The following is a 15803-nucleotide window of genomic DNA, read 5'->3' as shown; positions in this document are numbered from 1 at the left end:
GTGACCGCGTCGTCCGAGGGGCCCCGGGCGCGGCTCGAGGCCGAGCGACGTCGTACGTCGGAGCGGCTGGCCCGGCTGCGGGGTGACTTCGACGAGGTCGTCGCCGCCTCGCGCGACACCAACGCCGACGACGAGCACGACCCGGAGGGCGCGACGATCGCGTTCGAGCGCTCCCAGATCGACACCCTCGTGGGGCAGGCCCGACGGTCGCTCGCCGAGGTCGACGCCGCGCTCGACCGCGTCGCCGCCGGCACCTACGGGCGCTGCGAGGTGTGCGGCCGACAGATCGACCCGGCCCGGCTCGAGGTGCGCCCGACGGCGCGCACCTGCGTCAGCTGCGCGTGACCGGCACGTCGACCGCGATCTCGGCGCCGAGGTCCGCGCCACCGACCAGCTCGAGGACGTCACCGGACCAGAACTTGCCCGGGTCGTAGTAGTTGCTGGGCCGCCGGCCGTCGAGCAGCCCCATCGCCTGGTACGTCGTGGCGACCACCTCGGCGCAGTAGGTCATCTCGACCCCGGCCGGGCGGCGTACCCGACCGCGTGCCCAGCGGCCGGCGAGCGCGACGGTCGAGGGGAACGGCGTGCCGTCGAGGCGGGCGATCGTGCGCAGCACCGCCGCCTCCTGGTCGGCGGTCACCTCGGGGTCCAGCTGGCGCAGCCACGCCCGCTGCTCGTAGCGGCCGCACCACTGGACGACCGCCTCGCGCAGGTCGTGCAGCTGGACCCCCCGGTGGTGGCCACCCGTCCACACGTCCTGCAGTCCCTTGCCGAGCTCGGCGTGCCACATCAGCGGCGGCAGGTCGTCGATGACCACCGCCATGCCGACGTGGTTGACCGGCGCGTTGGTGACCACCCGGATAGCGTGGTCAGCGGCCGAGCGGCCGCGGAACAGCCAGAGGTCGCCAGTGCGGGTGAGGTCCACCGCCGCATCGAGTCCGAGGCTGGTCGTCATGGTGAGGGAGTCTGTCGCATGAAGCTCTGGAAGTGGCTCGGGCTGGCCGGTGTGGCCGGCGTCGCCGCGGGCGGTGCCGTGGTGGCGCGCAACCAGCGCCGTCGTGCGCAGGTCACCCCAGACGAGGTGCGCGCCCGGCTGCACGAACGTCTGGCGGAGACCGACGGCGCGAGCCCCGACCGCGGATGACCTCCCACCGGCTGATCGACGTCCGCACCCCGCCCGCCCCGGACGGCGCGGTCGTGGTCCTGCACGGCGGCGCGTCGCGGCCGGGCCGCACGGCGGTGAGCCCGGCCCAGCTGTCGGTGGTGCGGATGGTCCCCGTCGCCCAGCGCATCGCCGGCGCCGGTGCCGGACGCCTCGCGGTGGTCCGCCTGCTCAACTCCTACCGGGGCTGGGACGGCCAGCACACCCCGCTCGACGACGCCGCCTGGGCGATCGACCAGGTGCGGGAGCGCTGGCCCGGCACACCGGTCTCGCTCATCGGCCACTCCCTCGGCGGGCGCGCCGCGCTCCTGGCCGCAGCCCACGACGCGGTCCGCGTGGTGGTCGCGCTCAACCCGTGGCTCTACCCCGGCGACGGCGTCCCGCTCCCGGGCAGGTCCGTGCTCGTCGTGCACGGCGACCGCGACGGGGTCGCCCCGCTCGAGCACGCACGCCGGGTCACCGAGCGGCTCGCCGCCCTGGCCGACGTCGAGCTCCGCGTCGTACCTGGGGGTCGGCACGGGATGCTCCGGCACGCGCGGACCTTCGAGCAGGCTGCGGCAGACTTCGTCACCGACCGGATGGGAGCGATGCGATGAGGGTGGTCGTGGCCGGGGTGTCCGGCTCGGGGAAGACGACGATCGGGATCGCCCTGGCCGAGCGGCTCGGCGTCCCGTTCTGCGACGGCGACGACCTGCACCCGGCCGCCAACGTCGCCAAGATGAGCGCCGGTACGCCGCTCACCGACGACGACCGGTGGCCGTGGCTCGACGACGTCGGCGCCTGGCTGGCCGAGCGCGAGGCCGGCGTCGTCGCCTGCTCGGCGTTGCGACGGGTCTACCGCGACCGGTTGCGATCGGTCACCCCCGACCTGCAGGTGCTCCTGCTCGGCGGCGCACCCGACCTCATCCGCCGGCGCCAGGCCGGCCGCGGTCAGCACTTCATGCCGACCTCGCTGCTCGACTCGCAGCTGGCGACCCTCGAACCCCTCGACCCCGACGAGGCCGGGGCCACGCTCGACGTGGCCGACCCGGTGGACGTGCTGGTCGAGAAGTTCGCCGTCGGTGCCGGCGGCTAACGTTCCCGGACGTGGACCTGCGTGACGCCTTCGCCATGGCCGAGGACCTCCTCGAGCACCACGGCCTGCGCGAGTGGACCGTCGCCTACGACGGTGCCAAGAAGCGCGCCGGCATCTGCCGCTTCGGGCCCCGGGTGCTGGGCCTGAGCGCGCCGCTCACGGCGCTGCACTCCGAGGCCGAGGTCCGCGACACGATCCTGCACGAGATCGCCCACGCGCTCGCCGGGCCGCGGCACGGCCACGACGAGACGTGGCGCGCCATCGCCGTCCGGATCGGGTGCAGCGGCGAGCGCTGCGTCTCGCCCGACGCACCCCGGCTCGAGGCGCCCTGGCTCGGCACCTGCCCCGCCGGGCACACCGCCGGCCGGCACCGTCGTCCCGAGCGGGTGATGACGTGCTCACGGTGCTCGCGCACCTTCGACCTCGCCCACGTGCTCGCCTGGACCCACCACGGCCGGCCGGCCGTGATGCACCCCAACTACGAGGCCGAGCTCGCCCGGCTCCGCGCCGGCAGCCACCTCACGCTGCACGGCGTCGGCACCCGGGTCCGGATCACCGCGCCCGGTGACCACGAGGGCCGCGTCGGCAAGGTGGTCAAGCTGGGCCGCACCAGCTACCACCTGCGTGCCGGGCGCACGACGGTGCGGGTGCCGTTCGCGCTGGTCGAGCGGGTCTGAGCCCGGTCAGGACGACGCGACCAGCGTCGGCCGCACCTCGACCGCCTCCAGCGCCACCGACTCGCCCTCGATCGTGACTGTGCCGGGCACCCGCTGCCACGCCCCGCCGCCCAGCCGCCAGTCGGCCGCGTAGGTGGTGTCGACCCGCGGCGCGTAGCCACCGGCCCGGAGGTAGCGGTGCGTGACCTCGAGATCCGGGTACGGCGCCCCCGGGCTCGTCGTCGACAGCGGCTCGCCGTCGTCGAAGTGCCAGGTGAACTGCTCCGGGAAGATCCGCAGCTGGACCTGCTGCCCGAGCAGGGTGACGGTCCGGGTGAACGGTGCGCGCTCGGTGTAGAAGTTGGTGTCGAAGTTGACCATGGTGCGGCCGTTGGGTGGTTGGACGCGCAGGTTGGCAGGCGGTAACGGAGCCGATTGGAACGCGCTCAGCACCATTCCGGGCGTAACGACTGGGGGCACATCACGGTCGAAGCAGAACTGGTTTGGATTAAGCCCGATGAGAAGGGCGTAGCCGACACAGAGTCCGACGCCAGCGGCGGGATCGGAGGGATCGTGCTCCACGCCTTGCACGGTGGTCGGACACTGCAGCGTCGTCCGAACAACCTGTTTGCCTTGCTCCAGAACCACCACCGTCACTCGGATTGGGTTGGTGCACGGAGTGGCGGCCGCCGACTGGGGAACGGACCACGACTGCCCAGAAAGCACAAAGACCAGGGCCAGTAGAGCGCTGGTCATGACAAGTAGGCCAGTTCGTGTACGAGCCAAGCGCCGTTTTCCTCTTTCATCGTGAAGACCGTGAGGTGGTTTTCCTTGTCGTAGGCAATGGGTCTCGCGTCCGAGTCAACGAACGTCCGGCCACTGTCGTAGACCAAAGCCACGATCAGTTGTCGATTGGACTCGAATTCGGGGCTCCGTTCGACCTTGGTGGCCCGCCACCCATCAGTTTCATACCGGCCGCCCGCTGCGTAGACCTCAACGACGGGGTCTATGGACTCCCGACAGGTTCTGCAACCCGGCGAGCTCAAGTCGAAGACAGCGTCAGTCGTGCCGCCTTGAACCAACATGTTCCGCGCCTCGACCCACGCCCGCACCGTCTCCTCCGGCGACATCGGCTCCGGCTCCGGCTCCGGCGTGGACGTCGTCGTCGGCTCGGACGTCGCCTCGGATGTCGGGGGCGAGGCCGTCGGTTCACTCGTCCCCGACGGCTCCGGCGTCGGGTCGGCGAACCTCGGCTCCGGGTCGTCGGTGCAGGCGCCGACCGCCAGCACCAGGCAGAGAGCTCCCACGGCTCCGCGTACTCGTCTCATCCCCGTGCCTTCCCGAGTAGGGGAGAAGTGGCACGAAACTACCTCCGGGCACGTGTCGGCAACAGCCCCAGAGACCCTTCTGTGGAGAACTCAGCCCGGTGGCCCGCCAGCCTCAGGAGGGGTTCCGCACGAGCTGCAACCGGTCGTTGCGATCTGTCGTTGCCGCGCGATCGAACGGTAATGACAGTTTCGAGGCGGGCGGATGTGTCGTTGCCGCGCGATCGAACGGTAATGACAGTTTTGGGACGCGCGGATCTGCCGTTCCCGTGCGATCGAACGGCAATGACAGTTTCGGGACGCGCGGATCTGCCGTTCCCGCGCGATCGCACGGGAACGACACCTCCGCCACACCCGGGCCCCCGACGACCCCCCGCACAACTACACCGCCCGGCTCGACCGCTCCAGCGGGTACAGGTAGCGGCTGGTGGGCACCAGGTCGAGGTCGCGGTCGGCGCCGAAGCGGGCCACGCTGGTCATCAGCCGGGTGATCCGGTCGTGCAGCTCGGTGTCGTCGCCGTCGCTGCCGTAGAAGGCGTGCACGTCGGAGATGCCGGCGGCGGGGAACAGCTCCTCGACGATCGCGGCGACGGGGGCGACGCCGTCGGGGAGGTCGGTGACGGGGGCGACCACGACGTTCTGCACGTAGCCGAACGTCGCCTGCGTCGCGATGGCGACCGGGGTGTGCTCGACCAGCCAGCGGTGTCGCCACTCGGCGTCGTCGAGCTCGGCGGGGCGTCGGAGCACCGCGACGTTGGCCAGGCCCTCGGCGCGGGCGCCGTCCCACACCTCCGGCGGGTCGATCGGACGCCGCTCCTCGACCTCCCACCCGGCGAGCCGGCCGGCCGACTCGGCGAGGGTGACGGTGACCTCGTCCAGGTGGTCGCGCCGCTCGTCGGGCAGCCACACGCTCACGAACGCCCCGATGGGGGCCGGCGTCGCCGGGATCCGCAGCGCACCGGCGACGGCGTCGTCGTCGACGTTGACCTGCACCCGGGTGACCCCGAACGTCGCCAGCGCGAGGTGGAGCCCACTCGCGTGCACCGCGGTCTCGTCGGCCTCCCACAGCGCGTACACCAGCTTGATGGTCACGGGCGTCACCGTAGTGCCGTAGTCGGGCCCCGGTGGGGCGTATGTCGAGGTCGGTCCTGGGTACTGGCGTCGTGCAGCACCCACCACCGCCTCCGCGCACGAGCCCCCTCCGCACGACTCGGGACGGTCACCCATCCTCGAGGAGGACCACCGCGGTGCCCGACCGCTCGTTCGTCGCCATCGATCCACCCCTGGAGCCCGGCGAGGTCTCGTTCCTCGCCGCGTTCACCGCCGAGTCCGGGGTACGCCGCCTCTGGCCGGGCCAGCCGAGCCGCCGCTGCCCGTGGCGCCCGAGCCCGGACGGGCGGTCGCTCGACCTCATCGAGGCCGAGGCGCTCGCCGACCCCGACAGCGTCGCGGGCTGGCTGCGCTTCCTCTCGCGGACGTTCCTCGCGCCGAGCACCGCGGAGTCGCTCGACGAGGCCCTGACCGAGGGCCTGCGCGCCGGCCACCGGCTCAGCGGCGTTGTCGTCCTCGCGGGCACGCGGCGGATCAGCGTGGACCTCGGTCGCGTCACCGACGAGGAGCTGCCGCTCCCGGACGACGACCACGACGACGACGCCGTCGGCACCGCCGACGCCGTGATCCTGCCGATGCGCGCGCGGCGTCAGCCCACCGAGCGGTAGACGTCCTCGGTCCGCTGGGCGATCGCGTCCCACCCGAACTCGGCGACCGCCCGGGCCCGGCCCGCGCGTCCGTACGTCGCCGCCCGGTCGGGGTCGCTGACCAGCGCGGTGAGCGCCTCGGCGAAGTCGGCGACGTACTGCTCGGGGTCGAGTGGGGTGCCGGTGCCGTCGGTGGCCTGCTCGATCGGCACGAGCACCCCGGTGACGCCGTCGACGACGACCTCGGGGATGCCGCCGGTGGCGGTGGCCACCACGGCGGCCTCGCAGGCCATCGCCTCGAGGTTGACGATGCCGAGCGGCTCGTAGACCGACGGGCACGCGAACACGGTCGCGGCGGTGAGCAGCGCGACCACGTCGGCGCGCGGCAGCATGTCGGCGATCCACACGACGCCGGTGCGGGTGGCGGCGAGGCCGTCGACCAGTGCACGCACCTCGGCCATGATCTCCGGGGTGTCGGGCGCGCCGGCGCACAGCACGACCTGCACGTCGGGCGGCAGGGCCGCGACGGCGCGCAGGAACAGCGGCAGCCCCTTCTGCCGGGTGATCCGGCCGACGAACACCACCGAGGGACGGTCGGGGTCGACGCCCAGCTCGCGCACCCGGTCGGGGTCGGGCGCCGGGCGCCACAGGTCGGTGTCGATGCCGTTGTGCACCACGTGCACCCGCGCTGGGTCGACGGCGGGGTAGGCCGCCAGCACGTCGTCGCGCATCGCCGCCGACACCGCGACCACCGCCGCCGCCGCCTCGTACGACGTCCGCTCGGCCCAGGACGAGACGGCGTAGCCGCCGCCGAGCTGCTCGGCCTTCCAGGGCCGCAGCGGCTCGAGCGAGTGGGCGGTCACCACGTGCGGCACGCCGTGCAGCAGCCCGGCGAGGTGGCCGGCGAGGTTGGCGTACCAGGTGTGGGAGTGCACCAGGTCGGTGCCGGCGCAGGCGTCGGCGATGGCGAGGTCGACGCCGAGCGTGCGCAGGGCCGGGTTGGCGGCGGCGAGCTCGGCCGGGTCGGCGTACGACGAGGTCAGCGGCTCGTCGCGCGGCCCGCCGAACGCGTGCACGTGCGTCTCGACCACTCCGCGGGTGCGGAGGGCCCGCACCAGCTCGGCGACGTGCACCCCCGCGCCGCCGTAGATGGACGGTGGGTATTCCTTGCTCAGCACGTCGATCCTCACGCGGACAACCTAGTGCGGATACGGTGCCAGCCATGACGCCGCGCAAGAAGGTCCTGGCCATCGTGCTCGCAGGTGGCGAGGGCAAGCGCCTGATGCCGCTCACCGCCGACCGTGCCAAGCCGGCGGTTCCGTTCGCCGGGATCTACCGGCTCATCGACTACGCACTCTCCAACGTCGTCAACTCCGGCTACCTGCAGGTCGTGGTGCTGACGCAGTACAAGTCCCACAGCCTCGACCGCCACGTCACCCAGACCTGGCGGATGTCGACGATGCTCGGCAACTACGTCACCCCGGTGCCGGCGCAGCAGCGGGTCGGCAAGCACTGGTACCTCGGCAGCGGCGACGCGATCTACCAGTCGCTCAACCTGATCAAGGACGAGAAGCCCGACATCGTCGTGGTGGTCGGCGCCGACCACGTCTACCGCATGGACTTCTCCCAGATGGTCGCCCAGCACGTCGAGTCCGGCGCGCCCTGCACGGTCGCGGCGATCCGGCAGCCGATCGGGATGGCCGACCAGTTCGGCGTCATCGACGTGGTGCCCGACGACCCCCGCCGGATCCGGGAGTTCCTGGAGAAGCCGACCGACCCGGTGGGGCTGCCCGACAGCCCGGGGGAGGTGCTGGCGTCGATGGGCAACTACGTCTTCGACGCCGACGCCCTGGTCGAGGCCGTCACCCGCGACGCGACGGAGCCCGGGTCCAAGCACGACATGGGCGGCGACATCGTGCCGGCGTTCGCCCGCCGCGACCAGGCCGGCGTCTACGACTTCAAGGACAACGACGTGCCCGGGTCCAACGACCGCGACCGCGGCTACTGGCGCGACGTCGGGACCCTCGCGTCCTACTACGCCGCCCACATGGACGTCGTCTCGCCACTGCCGGTCTTCAACCTCTACAACTTCGACTGGCCGATCTACACCTCCTACGGCCCCCAGCCGCCGGCCAAGGTCGTCGCCGGCGACGGCGTCGCCGCCCACGTCGACCAGGCGGTGCTGGCGCCCGGTGTCGTCGTCTCGGGCGGCACCGTGCTGCGGTCGGTGCTCTCGCCGTCGGTCGGCGTCGGGCCCGGCGCGTCGGTCGAGGGAGCCGTGCTGATGAACGGCGTGCGCGTCGGTGCCGGGGCCACCGTGCGCAACGCGATCCTCGACAAGGGCGTCGTCGTCCCGGAGGGCGCGCGGATCGGCGTCGACCACGAGGAGGACCGCGCCAACGGGTTCGTGGTCGAGGAGGGCCTGACCGTGCTCGGCAAGGACCAGGCCTTCCCGGGCTGACGGCGCCTCAGACGATCCCGGCCGCCCTGGCCGGACCGGCGTACGCCGCCGCCAGCGTCTCGACCGTCTCGTGGGCGTTGAGGCCGCTCGGGTTGGGCACCACCCACAGCTCGGCCCCGCCCAGCGGCTCGGGCTGCAGCCCCGGCACCGCCTTCCGCCGGCCGAAGGCCGTGCGGTACGCCGTCACCCCGGCCACCGCGACGACCGCCGGCCCGGCCTGCTCGACCAGCGCGACCAGCTCGGCCCCGCCGGCCCGCAGCTCGTCGTCGGTGAGGTCGGAGGCCTTGGCGGTGGCCCGGCGCACGACGTTGGTGATGCCGAGACCGCGCGAGCGCAGGTGGTCGCGGTCGGCGTCGGTCATCCCGGCGGCCGGGTCGATGCGCTGGGTGAGGATGCCGGCGCGCAGCAGGGCGGGGTAGAACCTGTTGCCTGGGTGGGCGAAGTGCGTGCGGGTCGCCGCGGTCCACAGGCCGGGGTTGATCCCGACGAACAGCAGGCGCAGCGGGTGGCCGGGCTCCGGGAGCAGGTCGGGCACCTCGGCGCCGACGTACGACTCGAGCTCGGCGCGCGTGAATCCCACGGCGTCCAGCCTGCCGGAACCCGGGCGGGATGGGTAACGTCGGACCACCATGCGACGACTTCTCGGAGTGCTCCTGATCGGTGTCATCGCCCTGGCCGGCTGCAGCGACGACCAGGACGCGGGCGACACCGGCCCCACCGAGCCCACGAGCCAGTCGACGAGCACGGCCGCGGACGAGCCCACGAGCGAGAACACCGCCGAACCGACGGAAGCGCCGACGGACCAGCCGACGGACGGGTCCACAGCCCCCACCGCGCCGACCCCCGACCCGAGCGGGGAGCCCACCAGGTCGCCCCCGATCACGCCGCCGTCGCTCCCCGACGGCGGCGTGGCCCACACGCTGGTCGCGCTGGAGAGCCAGACCGCGGCCGGCGGGGTGGTCCAGGACGTCGCCACGCCCGTCGGGCCGGAGGAGGGGAGCGCGACCGGCGCGTTCCTCGCCGGGCTCACCGGCGAGGACTTCCGCCAGGTGATCGAGCAGCGGATCGTCTCGGCCCGCGCCGAGGGCGACCTGTACGCCGCCGTCGTGGCGATCGGGTGCGACGTCCCGCCGGGGGTGCTGGTCTCCGAGGTCGACGACGGCTACGCGATCACGGCGCGGAAGCCCGCCGTGCCCACGCCCCAGTGTGCCGCGCCGATCACGACCGTCGCGGTCGTGGCGATCCCCGGCTGAGTCCCGGGTGGGCCCTCAGCGGGGCTTGCGGTAGCGGATCTCGATCGCGTTGGCGACCGCGCGCTGGGCGCCGTCGGAGGGCGAGTTGACGACCCGCAGGCCGCTCGCCGGACGCCGGGCGACGAGGGTCGTCGAGCCGCCGCCGTCGAGGTTGAGGGCCTCGTCGGCGCCGAGGTCGATCATCGCGTCGGCCAGCTCGACCATGGTGTACCCACGGCTGAAGGACTGCCGCCCGTCGACGGTGAGGAACAGCAGGGTGCGGGTGTCGCGGTCGATCCCGACCGCGGTGCGGGGGTGCATCTCGAGGTCGTCGACGACGGTGATGACGCCGTCGCGCACCAGGAACTTGTTGCCGGTGATCGCCATCTGCGGCCGCGTCTCGACGTACGACGACACGGTGGCGCGGCTGCCGCGCCTCATCGCCGCGAGCGCCCGGGCGCCGGTACCCCGGCCGACCAGGAGGGTGCCGCGGAAGGGCCGGTCGTCGGGCAGCCGGGTGCCGGTGAAGACCACCCGCCCCCGCAGCACCTGCACGATCCGGACGCCGCGGCGCTGACCGCCGGTCCAGCGGTAGCCGGACGCCTCGCCCCACGCCGGGGTGTAGGCGGCGACACCGTCGGGCCGGACCTCGGGTGAGTTCAGGCCGTCGATCTCGAGGCGCGGGTACTGGCGGACGCGGACGCGGGTGGCGAGCGGCCCGACGTCGGGACGTCCGTCCCGGGCGAGGGAGAACGCTGCCGTCCATCCCTGCTGGCGTCCGTGCAGCAGGCCGCGGTCGCGGTCGCGCCCCAGCCCCAGCGGTGCGCCGGTGTCGCCGATGTCGAAGAAGTCGCCGTTGACCCCGGCCACGGCCCGGTCACGGGCGAGCATGCTCGACACCGTGGCGGTGCGGCCGACGGGGCCGGCGTTGGCGTAGTCGACGGTCAGCCCGCGGGTGCGCCACTTCACGGTCATCAGCGAGAGCCGCACGGGCCCGCGGGCGGTGCGCTCGTCCCACTGGAGCACGTTGACCCCGGGCGCGACCTGCCAGCGGACCGGGCGCTGGGTCTGGCGGTAGCCGCGCAGGTACCACGGCACCTCGGTCGCGGCGGGGCCCACGACGCCGTCGCTGGTCTGCGGCCGCCGGGTGCCCTGCACGAAACCGTCGGGGCGGTCTCCGTCGGCGCGGGCGCCAGGCACCGGTCGCGGGTCGTCGGCACCGGCCGAGGGGACGGCGACCGGCGCCGCGAGCGCGAGCAGGCAGGCGAGGACGACGGGGGGGAAGGTCCGCACCCGTCCAGGGTAAGCGGAGTGACGGGTGAGGCTGGTGTTTCGACTTCCGTGGTGTGTCCCGCGGAGCGGGGGTCAGGTCAGCGGACCACCGGCAGGTGCACGACCGTGTCGGCGAGCGAGATCACGCCGGGCGTGCGCGAGGCCATCCCGACGAAGGTGTCGCTCAGCGGCGAGACCAGGAGGTAGAGGTTCTGCCCCCTCGGCACGTCGACCGCCACCGACGGCAGCGCGATCCGGCGGCGCACTCCCGAGACCGGTCGGGCCTCCACGTGCGGCAGCACGTTGTTCTGCACCAGGCGCGCGTCGAGCGGGCTGGTGCCGACGGCGAGGCCGTAGAAGGCGCGGTTGTCCAGGCCCAGCGCACTCACCGCCGCGGTGAGGTACGGCGTACCGGCCACGCGGATCGGACCCGCCGCGACCTTGGTGGGCAGCGGCACGCCGGCCGCGGTGGTGCTCACGACGTCGGCGATGCGGATGCCCCGGCTGGCGGCCACCGAGTCGACGGTGGTGCACCGCGAGGCGGGGGTGGCGAGGTGGAGGCGGCCGTAGCCGCGCAGTCCCGTACGACGGCCCTTGAGCTGCTCGTCGAAGAACCGGATCGAGAGCCGGCGGAAGTCGCCACCGGCCAGCCGCCTGCTGCACGGGTCGGAGGTCACGTTGATGCCGCGCGGCAGCAGCTGCGGGAGCACGTGGCCGCCGTTGTAGCCGACGAAGATGCTGCGCTTGCGCGCCTTGGCCGTGATCGCGGTGCGCCAGTTGGTCAGGCCCTGCTCGAGCGGGAACAGGCCGTCGGTCGTGCCCTGCCCGAACAGCACCGGGATGTCGAGGCGGCGCCCGTGGTCGACGTGCCACTTCGGGCCGTTGGCGCGGAAGTAGAACTCGAGGTCCTCCCCACCGGGCAGCGAGCCGTCGGGCCACCGACCGGTCGCCGACCCCTCGACGAGGGCCTTGTAGACCCGCGGCTGGAGCGCGTTGCTCGGCAGGGCGGCGGCGGCGAGTGCCAGCGCCCACTCGGTGCGGACCACGCCCTTCGGTGCGAGCGAGCCGCTGAGGGAGTTCCAGGTGATCTCCGGTGCGAGGGCGTCGAAGACCGGCTTGCCGCGCAGGTGCAGCTCCTCGAAGGCGCCGAGGAGCTGGTACCCCCCGCCGTAGCTGCCGCCGACCGCGCCCAGGCGCGGGTCGCGGGGGCCGTCCTTGACGACCCACCGCAGCCGCGCGACCAGGTCGACGAGGCGGCGCACGTCGGCGCCCTCGTAGCGCGGGCTCTCCACGTGTGCGTAGCCGCCGGACTCGCCGAAGCCGCGCTGGTCAAAGGACAGGACGCCGTAGCCGGCCGCCAGGTACTCCCTCAGGTCGGCGGCCCGGGTGGTCCGGGAGCCGCCCCAGCCGTGGCTGTGCATCAGCATCGGCACCCGGCGGCGGGCCGAGGCGCCGGCCGGCTTGAAGAGCGAGTAGCAGATCCGCACCGGTGTGGTGGTGCCGCGCTCGGGCCGGCTCCGGACGCAACCCTCGGTCCTGGTCGCCAGGGCCTTGGCCGCCACGGCTCCGGTCCGCGGTGCGACTGCCTGCGCGGCCTGTGCGGCCGGCGTGGCCGACGTGGGTGGGGTCGCGACGGGCGTGAGCAGCCCGGCGACGAGCAGCGCGGTCAGGACGGCGGGGGCACGGCGCGGGGTCACACCGGGATCAACGACGCGGTGTGCCGATGGTCACACGACGGTCGAGCCTGGCGGTGTGGCGCCGGTCACGTGCAGGGGACGGCGCCGACCCGGGCGGGGCCCTCCCGGTCGCCCGGCCCGTACGCCGCCCGCGCGAGCCCGTCGGCCTGCATCAGCTCGGCGGGGTCCTCCACGTGGTCGAGGCCCACCAGGTGGCCCAGCTCGTGGAGCAGGAGCGCCCGCTGGAGGCGGTCGCCGCGGTCGGTGCCCTCGAACCAGGCGAGGGCGTCGCGGTCGAGCACCACCGAGCCGGTCACGTAGACGCGGCTGCCGCCGACCTCGACCATGGTCGGTCCGCCGATGCCGGCGACGTCGTCGGCGAGGCCGCCGACCTCGTCCTGGTCGGCCCAGGCGATCAGCACCGGCGCGGGCCCGGAGTCGTCGAGGCGCTGGCCGAAGTCGCGGTCGTCGGTGGTGCCGAGGTAGGTCAGGTCGAGCCCGGTGCGTGCCTCCACCTCGGCCACGGCGGCCTCGACCTGACCGAGCCAGCCGACGGGTGCGCCGACCGGGTTGACGACGTACCGGACCTCGTCGCAGGGGCTGAAGCCCACCGGCTCCCGGCTGCCCGGCTGGGTGTGCAGGAAGGCGTGGGTGCCGTCGCTGTCGACCGGCACGGCCGGCCGGGCGCGGTCCTCGAACCCGACGGCCGACCGCACGCGGGTGCCGATGGGGCCGTCGCTGAGGGCGAGGTAGGCGGTGAGCGCGCCGAGGGTGAGTGCGAGCGAGACGAGGCTCAGCACCCGCTCGCGGACCCGCGGTACCCGCATGTCGTCCATGATGTCCCGGTGCCCGGGACCGAGTCGGATCACCTCTCCCCTGGAGGGGTGACCAACCGTCTCGTCGTGGGCGACAACCTGGCGGTCCTGGCCGGCCTGCCCGACGCGGCGTACGACCTGGCCTACCTCGACCCGCCGTACAACACCGGCAGCAGCTTCGTCTACGCCGACTCCTTCGCCTCCCACGCGGACTGGACGGCCATGCTGCGTCCCCGCCTCGAGCAGGTACGCCGCGTGCTCGCCCCGGGCGGTGCGGTGGCGGTGTCGATCGACGACCACGAGGCCGCCCACCTGCGGCTCCTGCTCGACGAGGTGTTCGGCGAGGACTGCTTCCTCGCGCAGGTGGTGGTCAACCTCAACCCCAAGGGCCGCCAGCTCGGGCGCGGCTTCGCGACCTCGCACGAGTACCTCCTGGTGCACGCCCGCGACCGCGCCGCCTGCGTGCTCGACGCCTCCACCTCCGAGACGGTCGACCCCCGCGACTTCCCGCACGCCGACCCGGGGGAGCCGCTGCGCTACAGGCGGTTGCCGCTGCGCAACACCAACAAGAAGTTCAACCCGGTCACCGCGCCGACCATGCACTTCCCGCTGTGGGGCGACCCGGTCACCGGTGAGGTGCGCAGCGCGCCGTTCGGCGGTGCGGTGGAGGTGACGCCGGTCTTCGGCGACGGCACGCCTGCGGTGTGGCGGTGGAGCGCCCCCCGCGTCGACGCCCGGCCGCGCGACCTGCTGTGCCGCGAGGTGCGCGGGCGCGACGGCGTGCGGGTCGACGTGTTCCAGAAGGACTGGCTCGAGCCCGGGCGGCGCAAGAAGCTGCGGACGGTCTGGCTGGCCGACGAGGTCGGCTCCACCGACACCGCGGTCGCCGAGCTCAAGGCGCTGGTGGGCCACGTCTTCGAGTCGCCCAAGCCCACGGGGCTGCTGCGGCGCCTGCTCGCGACCATGCCGGAGGACTGCCGGGTGCTGGACCCGTTCGCCGGCAGCGGCACCACCGGGCACGCGGTCGCGCTGGCCAACGCCGCCGACGGCGGCACCCGCACCTGCCTGTCGATCGACGTCGCCGAGCCGGTGCGGCCGGGCTCCAACGCGGCGCTCGCCGGCCACGCATGCGTCGCCGACGTCACCCGGGCCCGGCTGCGCGCGGTCGCCGAGGCCGTGGGCGGCGGGTTCGTGGAGGACCGGGAGTAGGGCGACCTACGCCGCCCACCGCGCGGCCAGGTGCTCGTCGAGGAGCGCCTCGGCCCGGGTCACCGCCAGCCGCTCGTCGGGTCCGAGGAGGTGCAGCGCGAGGCCGTCGAGGAGCACGTGCAGCCGCTCGGCCTCCTCCTCGAGGTCGAGGCCGCGTCGCAGCAGGCCGGCGTCGTGGCACACCGCGAGCGTGGTCAGGCAGCCCTGGCGGACGGCGTCGTCGAGGGAGGTGCGCAGCGACGCCAGGCCGGGGTGGCCGGCCGCCTCGAGCACCAGGGCCAGGTGGGTGCGCAGCTCGAGGCGGCGTACGTCGTCGAGGGGGAGCATCTCGGCGAGCAGCGCGATCACGTCGGCGCGGGAGCGGATCGGCCGCTCGGCGTGGGCGAGGAAGCGGACGGTGCCGCGCTCGACGACGAGCTCCATCGCGGCGGCGAGGAGGACCTCCTTGCTGGGCAGCACGTGCCGCAGCGAGCCGGCGGAGACCCCGGCCTCGGCCGCCACGGTGCGCACCGACACCGCACCCACGCCGCCGCGCGCGATCACCCGCCAGACGGCCTCGGCCAGCTCGGCGCGGCGGGCGGAGTGGTCGATCAACCGGGGCACCCCGTCATCGTAGTACGACTGTGCTAGTTTCCGTGGTGACACATCCGTACTACCAAGGAGACGCCATGATCGCCGCCGTCATCGTGGGCTGCGAGATCGGGTTCTGGGTGGTCCTCGGCCTCGGCATGGCGCTGCGCTACCCCCTGCGCCGGCCCCGCCTGGGCGCCGTGGTGCTCACCTGCACACCGCTCGTCGACGTCGTCCTGCTGGTCGCGGCCGCCGTCGACCTGCGCCGCGGCGCGGAGTTCGACCAGATCCACGCGCTGGCCGCGGTCTACCTGGGCTTCAGCCTGGCGTTCGGCCACAGCCTGGTCCGGTGGGCCGACGTGCGGTTCGCCCACCGCTTCGCCGGCGGGCCCCCGCCGCCGCCGAGGCCGGCCGCCGGCTCGGCGGCCCGCCGGGCCGCGCTGTGGACGGAGTGGCGGCGCGTCGTGGTGGCCGCCGCCGTCGCCTCCGTCGTCCTGGCGGCGCTCGCCGCGGTCGCCGACGCCGACCAGCGCTCGGCCGCGCTCGGCGCCGCCGGTCCGCTGTGGCTGGCGGTCGGCGCCTGGCTCCTCCTCGGCCCCGTCTGGGAGGAGATGAGCCGCGCCGGGTCGCGGCGCGCCGCCTGACCCGGCCGA

At 73.9% G+C, this 15803-nt stretch carries 20 protein-coding genes; 10 read left to right on the top strand and 10 right to left on the bottom strand.

What is annotated here, in order from left to right:
- Entirely contained in the window at positions 1–345 is a 345-nt protein-coding gene (locus tag AC4MBH_RS07810) for a TraR/DksA family transcriptional regulator (protein ID WP_491794081.1), read from the top strand.
- Here AC4MBH_RS07810 and AC4MBH_RS07805 read toward each other — a convergent pair.
- On the bottom strand, positions 332–955 hold the full coding sequence (locus tag AC4MBH_RS07805) for a hypothetical protein (RefSeq protein ID WP_491794079.1): 624 nt from the start codon (positions 953–955) through the stop codon (positions 332–334). The genes AC4MBH_RS07810 and AC4MBH_RS07805 overlap by 14 nt on opposite strands.
- Positions 956–973: 18 nt before the next feature.
- Here AC4MBH_RS07805 and AC4MBH_RS07800 point away from each other — a divergent pair, with 18 nt between their 5' ends.
- From AC4MBH_RS07800 to AC4MBH_RS07785, 4 genes are read left to right on the top strand one after another with little or no spacing between them, the layout of a single operon-like run.
- Positions 974–1144, top strand: a complete 171-nt coding sequence (locus AC4MBH_RS07800) for a hypothetical protein (protein WP_491794077.1) — start codon at positions 974–976, stop codon at positions 1142–1144.
- On the top strand, positions 1141–1758 hold the full coding sequence (locus tag AC4MBH_RS07795; RefSeq protein ID WP_491794075.1) for an alpha/beta hydrolase: 618 nt from the start codon (positions 1141–1143) through the stop codon (positions 1756–1758). Before AC4MBH_RS07800 ends, AC4MBH_RS07795 begins: the two co-directional genes overlap by 4 nt.
- A complete protein-coding gene (locus tag AC4MBH_RS07790; protein ID WP_491794073.1) occupies positions 1755–2237 on the top strand; it encodes a gluconokinase in 483 nt (160 codons plus the stop codon). Before AC4MBH_RS07795 ends, AC4MBH_RS07790 begins: the two co-directional genes overlap by 4 nt.
- Positions 2238–2248: 11 nt before the next feature.
- Positions 2249–2914 carry a SprT-like domain-containing protein gene (locus AC4MBH_RS07785; RefSeq protein WP_491794071.1) on the top strand — a complete coding sequence of 222 codons (666 nt, stop codon included), beginning with the start codon at positions 2249–2251 and terminating at the stop codon, positions 2912–2914.
- A 6-nt stretch (positions 2915–2920) separates the two neighbouring features.
- On the opposite strand, the gene AC4MBH_RS07780 is transcribed toward AC4MBH_RS07785, so the two are convergent.
- The 3 genes from AC4MBH_RS07780 to AC4MBH_RS07770 form a co-directional block, all read right to left on the bottom strand.
- Positions 2921–3274, bottom strand: a complete 354-nt coding sequence (locus AC4MBH_RS07780) for a hypothetical protein (RefSeq protein ID WP_491794069.1) — start codon at positions 3272–3274, stop codon at positions 2921–2923.
- Between the two features lie 371 nt (positions 3275–3645).
- Positions 3646–4200, bottom strand: a complete 555-nt coding sequence (locus AC4MBH_RS07775) for a hypothetical protein (RefSeq protein ID WP_491794067.1) — start codon at positions 4198–4200, stop codon at positions 3646–3648.
- Between the two features lie 399 nt (positions 4201–4599).
- Positions 4600–5310, bottom strand: coding sequence for a hypothetical protein (locus AC4MBH_RS07770; RefSeq protein WP_491794065.1), 711 nt, complete (start codon positions 5308–5310; stop codon positions 4600–4602).
- Positions 5311–5465: 155 nt separating this feature from the next.
- Between AC4MBH_RS07770 and AC4MBH_RS07765 the strand changes: the two genes are divergently transcribed.
- Positions 5466–5936 carry a hypothetical protein gene (locus AC4MBH_RS07765; protein ID WP_491794063.1) on the top strand — a complete coding sequence of 157 codons (471 nt, stop codon included), beginning with the start codon at positions 5466–5468 and terminating at the stop codon, positions 5934–5936.
- Here the strand turns inward: AC4MBH_RS07765 and glgA are convergent.
- Complete coding sequence (gene glgA, locus AC4MBH_RS07760; RefSeq protein WP_491794061.1) at positions 5918–7105, bottom strand: glycogen synthase; 1188 nt, start codon at positions 7103–7105, stop codon at positions 5918–5920. The genes AC4MBH_RS07765 and glgA overlap by 19 nt on opposite strands.
- Positions 7106–7137: 32 nt before the next feature.
- On the opposite strand from glgA, the gene AC4MBH_RS07755 reads away from it, so the two are divergent.
- Positions 7138–8376 carry a glucose-1-phosphate adenylyltransferase gene (locus AC4MBH_RS07755; RefSeq protein ID WP_491794060.1) on the top strand — a complete coding sequence of 413 codons (1239 nt, stop codon included), beginning with the start codon at positions 7138–7140 and terminating at the stop codon, positions 8374–8376.
- Positions 8377–8383: 7 nt separating this feature from the next.
- Here the strand turns inward: AC4MBH_RS07755 and AC4MBH_RS07750 are convergent, their stop codons facing one another.
- Positions 8384–8956 (bottom strand): mismatch-specific DNA-glycosylase, encoded by a 573-nt coding sequence (locus AC4MBH_RS07750; protein ID WP_491794058.1) that lies wholly within the window; start codon positions 8954–8956, stop codon positions 8384–8386.
- A 49-nt stretch (positions 8957–9005) separates the two neighbouring features.
- On the opposite strand from AC4MBH_RS07750, the gene AC4MBH_RS07745 reads away from it, so the two are divergent.
- Positions 9006–9629 (top strand): hypothetical protein, encoded by a 624-nt coding sequence (locus tag AC4MBH_RS07745; protein WP_491794057.1) that lies wholly within the window; start codon positions 9006–9008, stop codon positions 9627–9629.
- 15 nt (positions 9630–9644) lie between these two features.
- Here the strand turns inward: AC4MBH_RS07745 and AC4MBH_RS07740 are convergent, their stop codons facing one another.
- From AC4MBH_RS07740 to AC4MBH_RS07730, 3 genes are all read right to left on the bottom strand, one after another.
- Positions 9645–10901, bottom strand: a complete 1257-nt coding sequence (locus AC4MBH_RS07740) for a phosphodiester glycosidase family protein (protein ID WP_491794055.1) — start codon at positions 10899–10901, stop codon at positions 9645–9647.
- A 77-nt stretch (positions 10902–10978) separates the two neighbouring features.
- Positions 10979–12577: an alpha/beta hydrolase family protein gene (locus tag AC4MBH_RS07735; RefSeq protein WP_491794054.1), complete on the bottom strand. Its 1599-nt coding sequence runs from the start codon at positions 12575–12577 to the stop codon at positions 10979–10981.
- Between the two features lie 65 nt (positions 12578–12642).
- On the bottom strand, positions 12643–13383 hold the full coding sequence (locus tag AC4MBH_RS07730; RefSeq protein ID WP_491794052.1) for a hypothetical protein: 741 nt from the start codon (positions 13381–13383) through the stop codon (positions 12643–12645).
- A 57-nt stretch (positions 13384–13440) separates the two neighbouring features.
- Between AC4MBH_RS07730 and AC4MBH_RS07725 the strand changes: the two genes are divergently transcribed.
- The gene (locus AC4MBH_RS07725) at positions 13441–14580 is read left to right on the top strand and encodes a site-specific DNA-methyltransferase (protein ID WP_491794050.1); all 1140 of its coding nucleotides are present in this window, start codon (positions 13441–13443) and stop codon (positions 14578–14580) included.
- 6 nt (positions 14581–14586) lie between these two features.
- Here AC4MBH_RS07725 and AC4MBH_RS07720 read toward each other — a convergent pair whose 3' ends face one another.
- Complete coding sequence (locus tag AC4MBH_RS07720; RefSeq protein ID WP_491794049.1) at positions 14587–15183, bottom strand: TetR/AcrR family transcriptional regulator; 597 nt, start codon at positions 15181–15183, stop codon at positions 14587–14589.
- A gap of 65 nt (positions 15184–15248) precedes the next feature.
- Between AC4MBH_RS07720 and AC4MBH_RS07715 the strand changes: the two genes are divergently transcribed.
- Positions 15249–15794, top strand: coding sequence for a 2TM domain-containing protein (locus AC4MBH_RS07715; protein WP_491794047.1), 546 nt, complete (start codon positions 15249–15251; stop codon positions 15792–15794).
- The last annotated feature ends 9 nt before the right edge of the window (positions 15795–15803 follow it).

The organism is Nocardioides sp. WJ219 (assembly GCF_058559815.1).
This window is presented reverse-complemented; position numbering and strand designations above follow the sequence as displayed.

Excerpts from the sequence above, each read along its gene's own strand:
- AC4MBH_RS07715 (WP_491794047.1), top strand. The coding sequence starts at position 15,249 with ATGATCGCCGCCGTCATCGTGGGCTGCGAGATCGGGTTCTGGGTGGTC.
- AC4MBH_RS07800 (WP_491794077.1), top strand. The coding sequence starts at position 974 with ATGAAGCTCTGGAAGTGGCTCGGGCTGGCCGGTGTGGCCGGCGTCGCC.
- AC4MBH_RS07730 (WP_491794052.1), bottom strand. The coding sequence starts at position 13,383 with ATGCGGGTACCGCGGGTCCGCGAGCGGGTGCTGAGCCTCGTCTCGCTC.
- AC4MBH_RS07805 (WP_491794079.1), bottom strand. The coding sequence starts at position 955 with ATGACGACCAGCCTCGGACTCGATGCGGCGGTGGACCTCACCCGCACT.
- AC4MBH_RS07745 (WP_491794057.1), top strand. The coding sequence starts at position 9,006 with ATGCGACGACTTCTCGGAGTGCTCCTGATCGGTGTCATCGCCCTGGCC.
- AC4MBH_RS07755 (WP_491794060.1), top strand. The coding sequence starts at position 7,138 with ATGACGCCGCGCAAGAAGGTCCTGGCCATCGTGCTCGCAGGTGGCGAG.
- AC4MBH_RS07790 (WP_491794073.1), top strand. The coding sequence starts at position 1,755 with ATGAGGGTGGTCGTGGCCGGGGTGTCCGGCTCGGGGAAGACGACGATC.
- AC4MBH_RS07795 (WP_491794075.1), top strand. The coding sequence starts at position 1,141 with ATGACCTCCCACCGGCTGATCGACGTCCGCACCCCGCCCGCCCCGGAC.
- AC4MBH_RS07780 (WP_491794069.1), bottom strand. The coding sequence starts at position 3,274 with ATGGTCAACTTCGACACCAACTTCTACACCGAGCGCGCACCGTTCACC.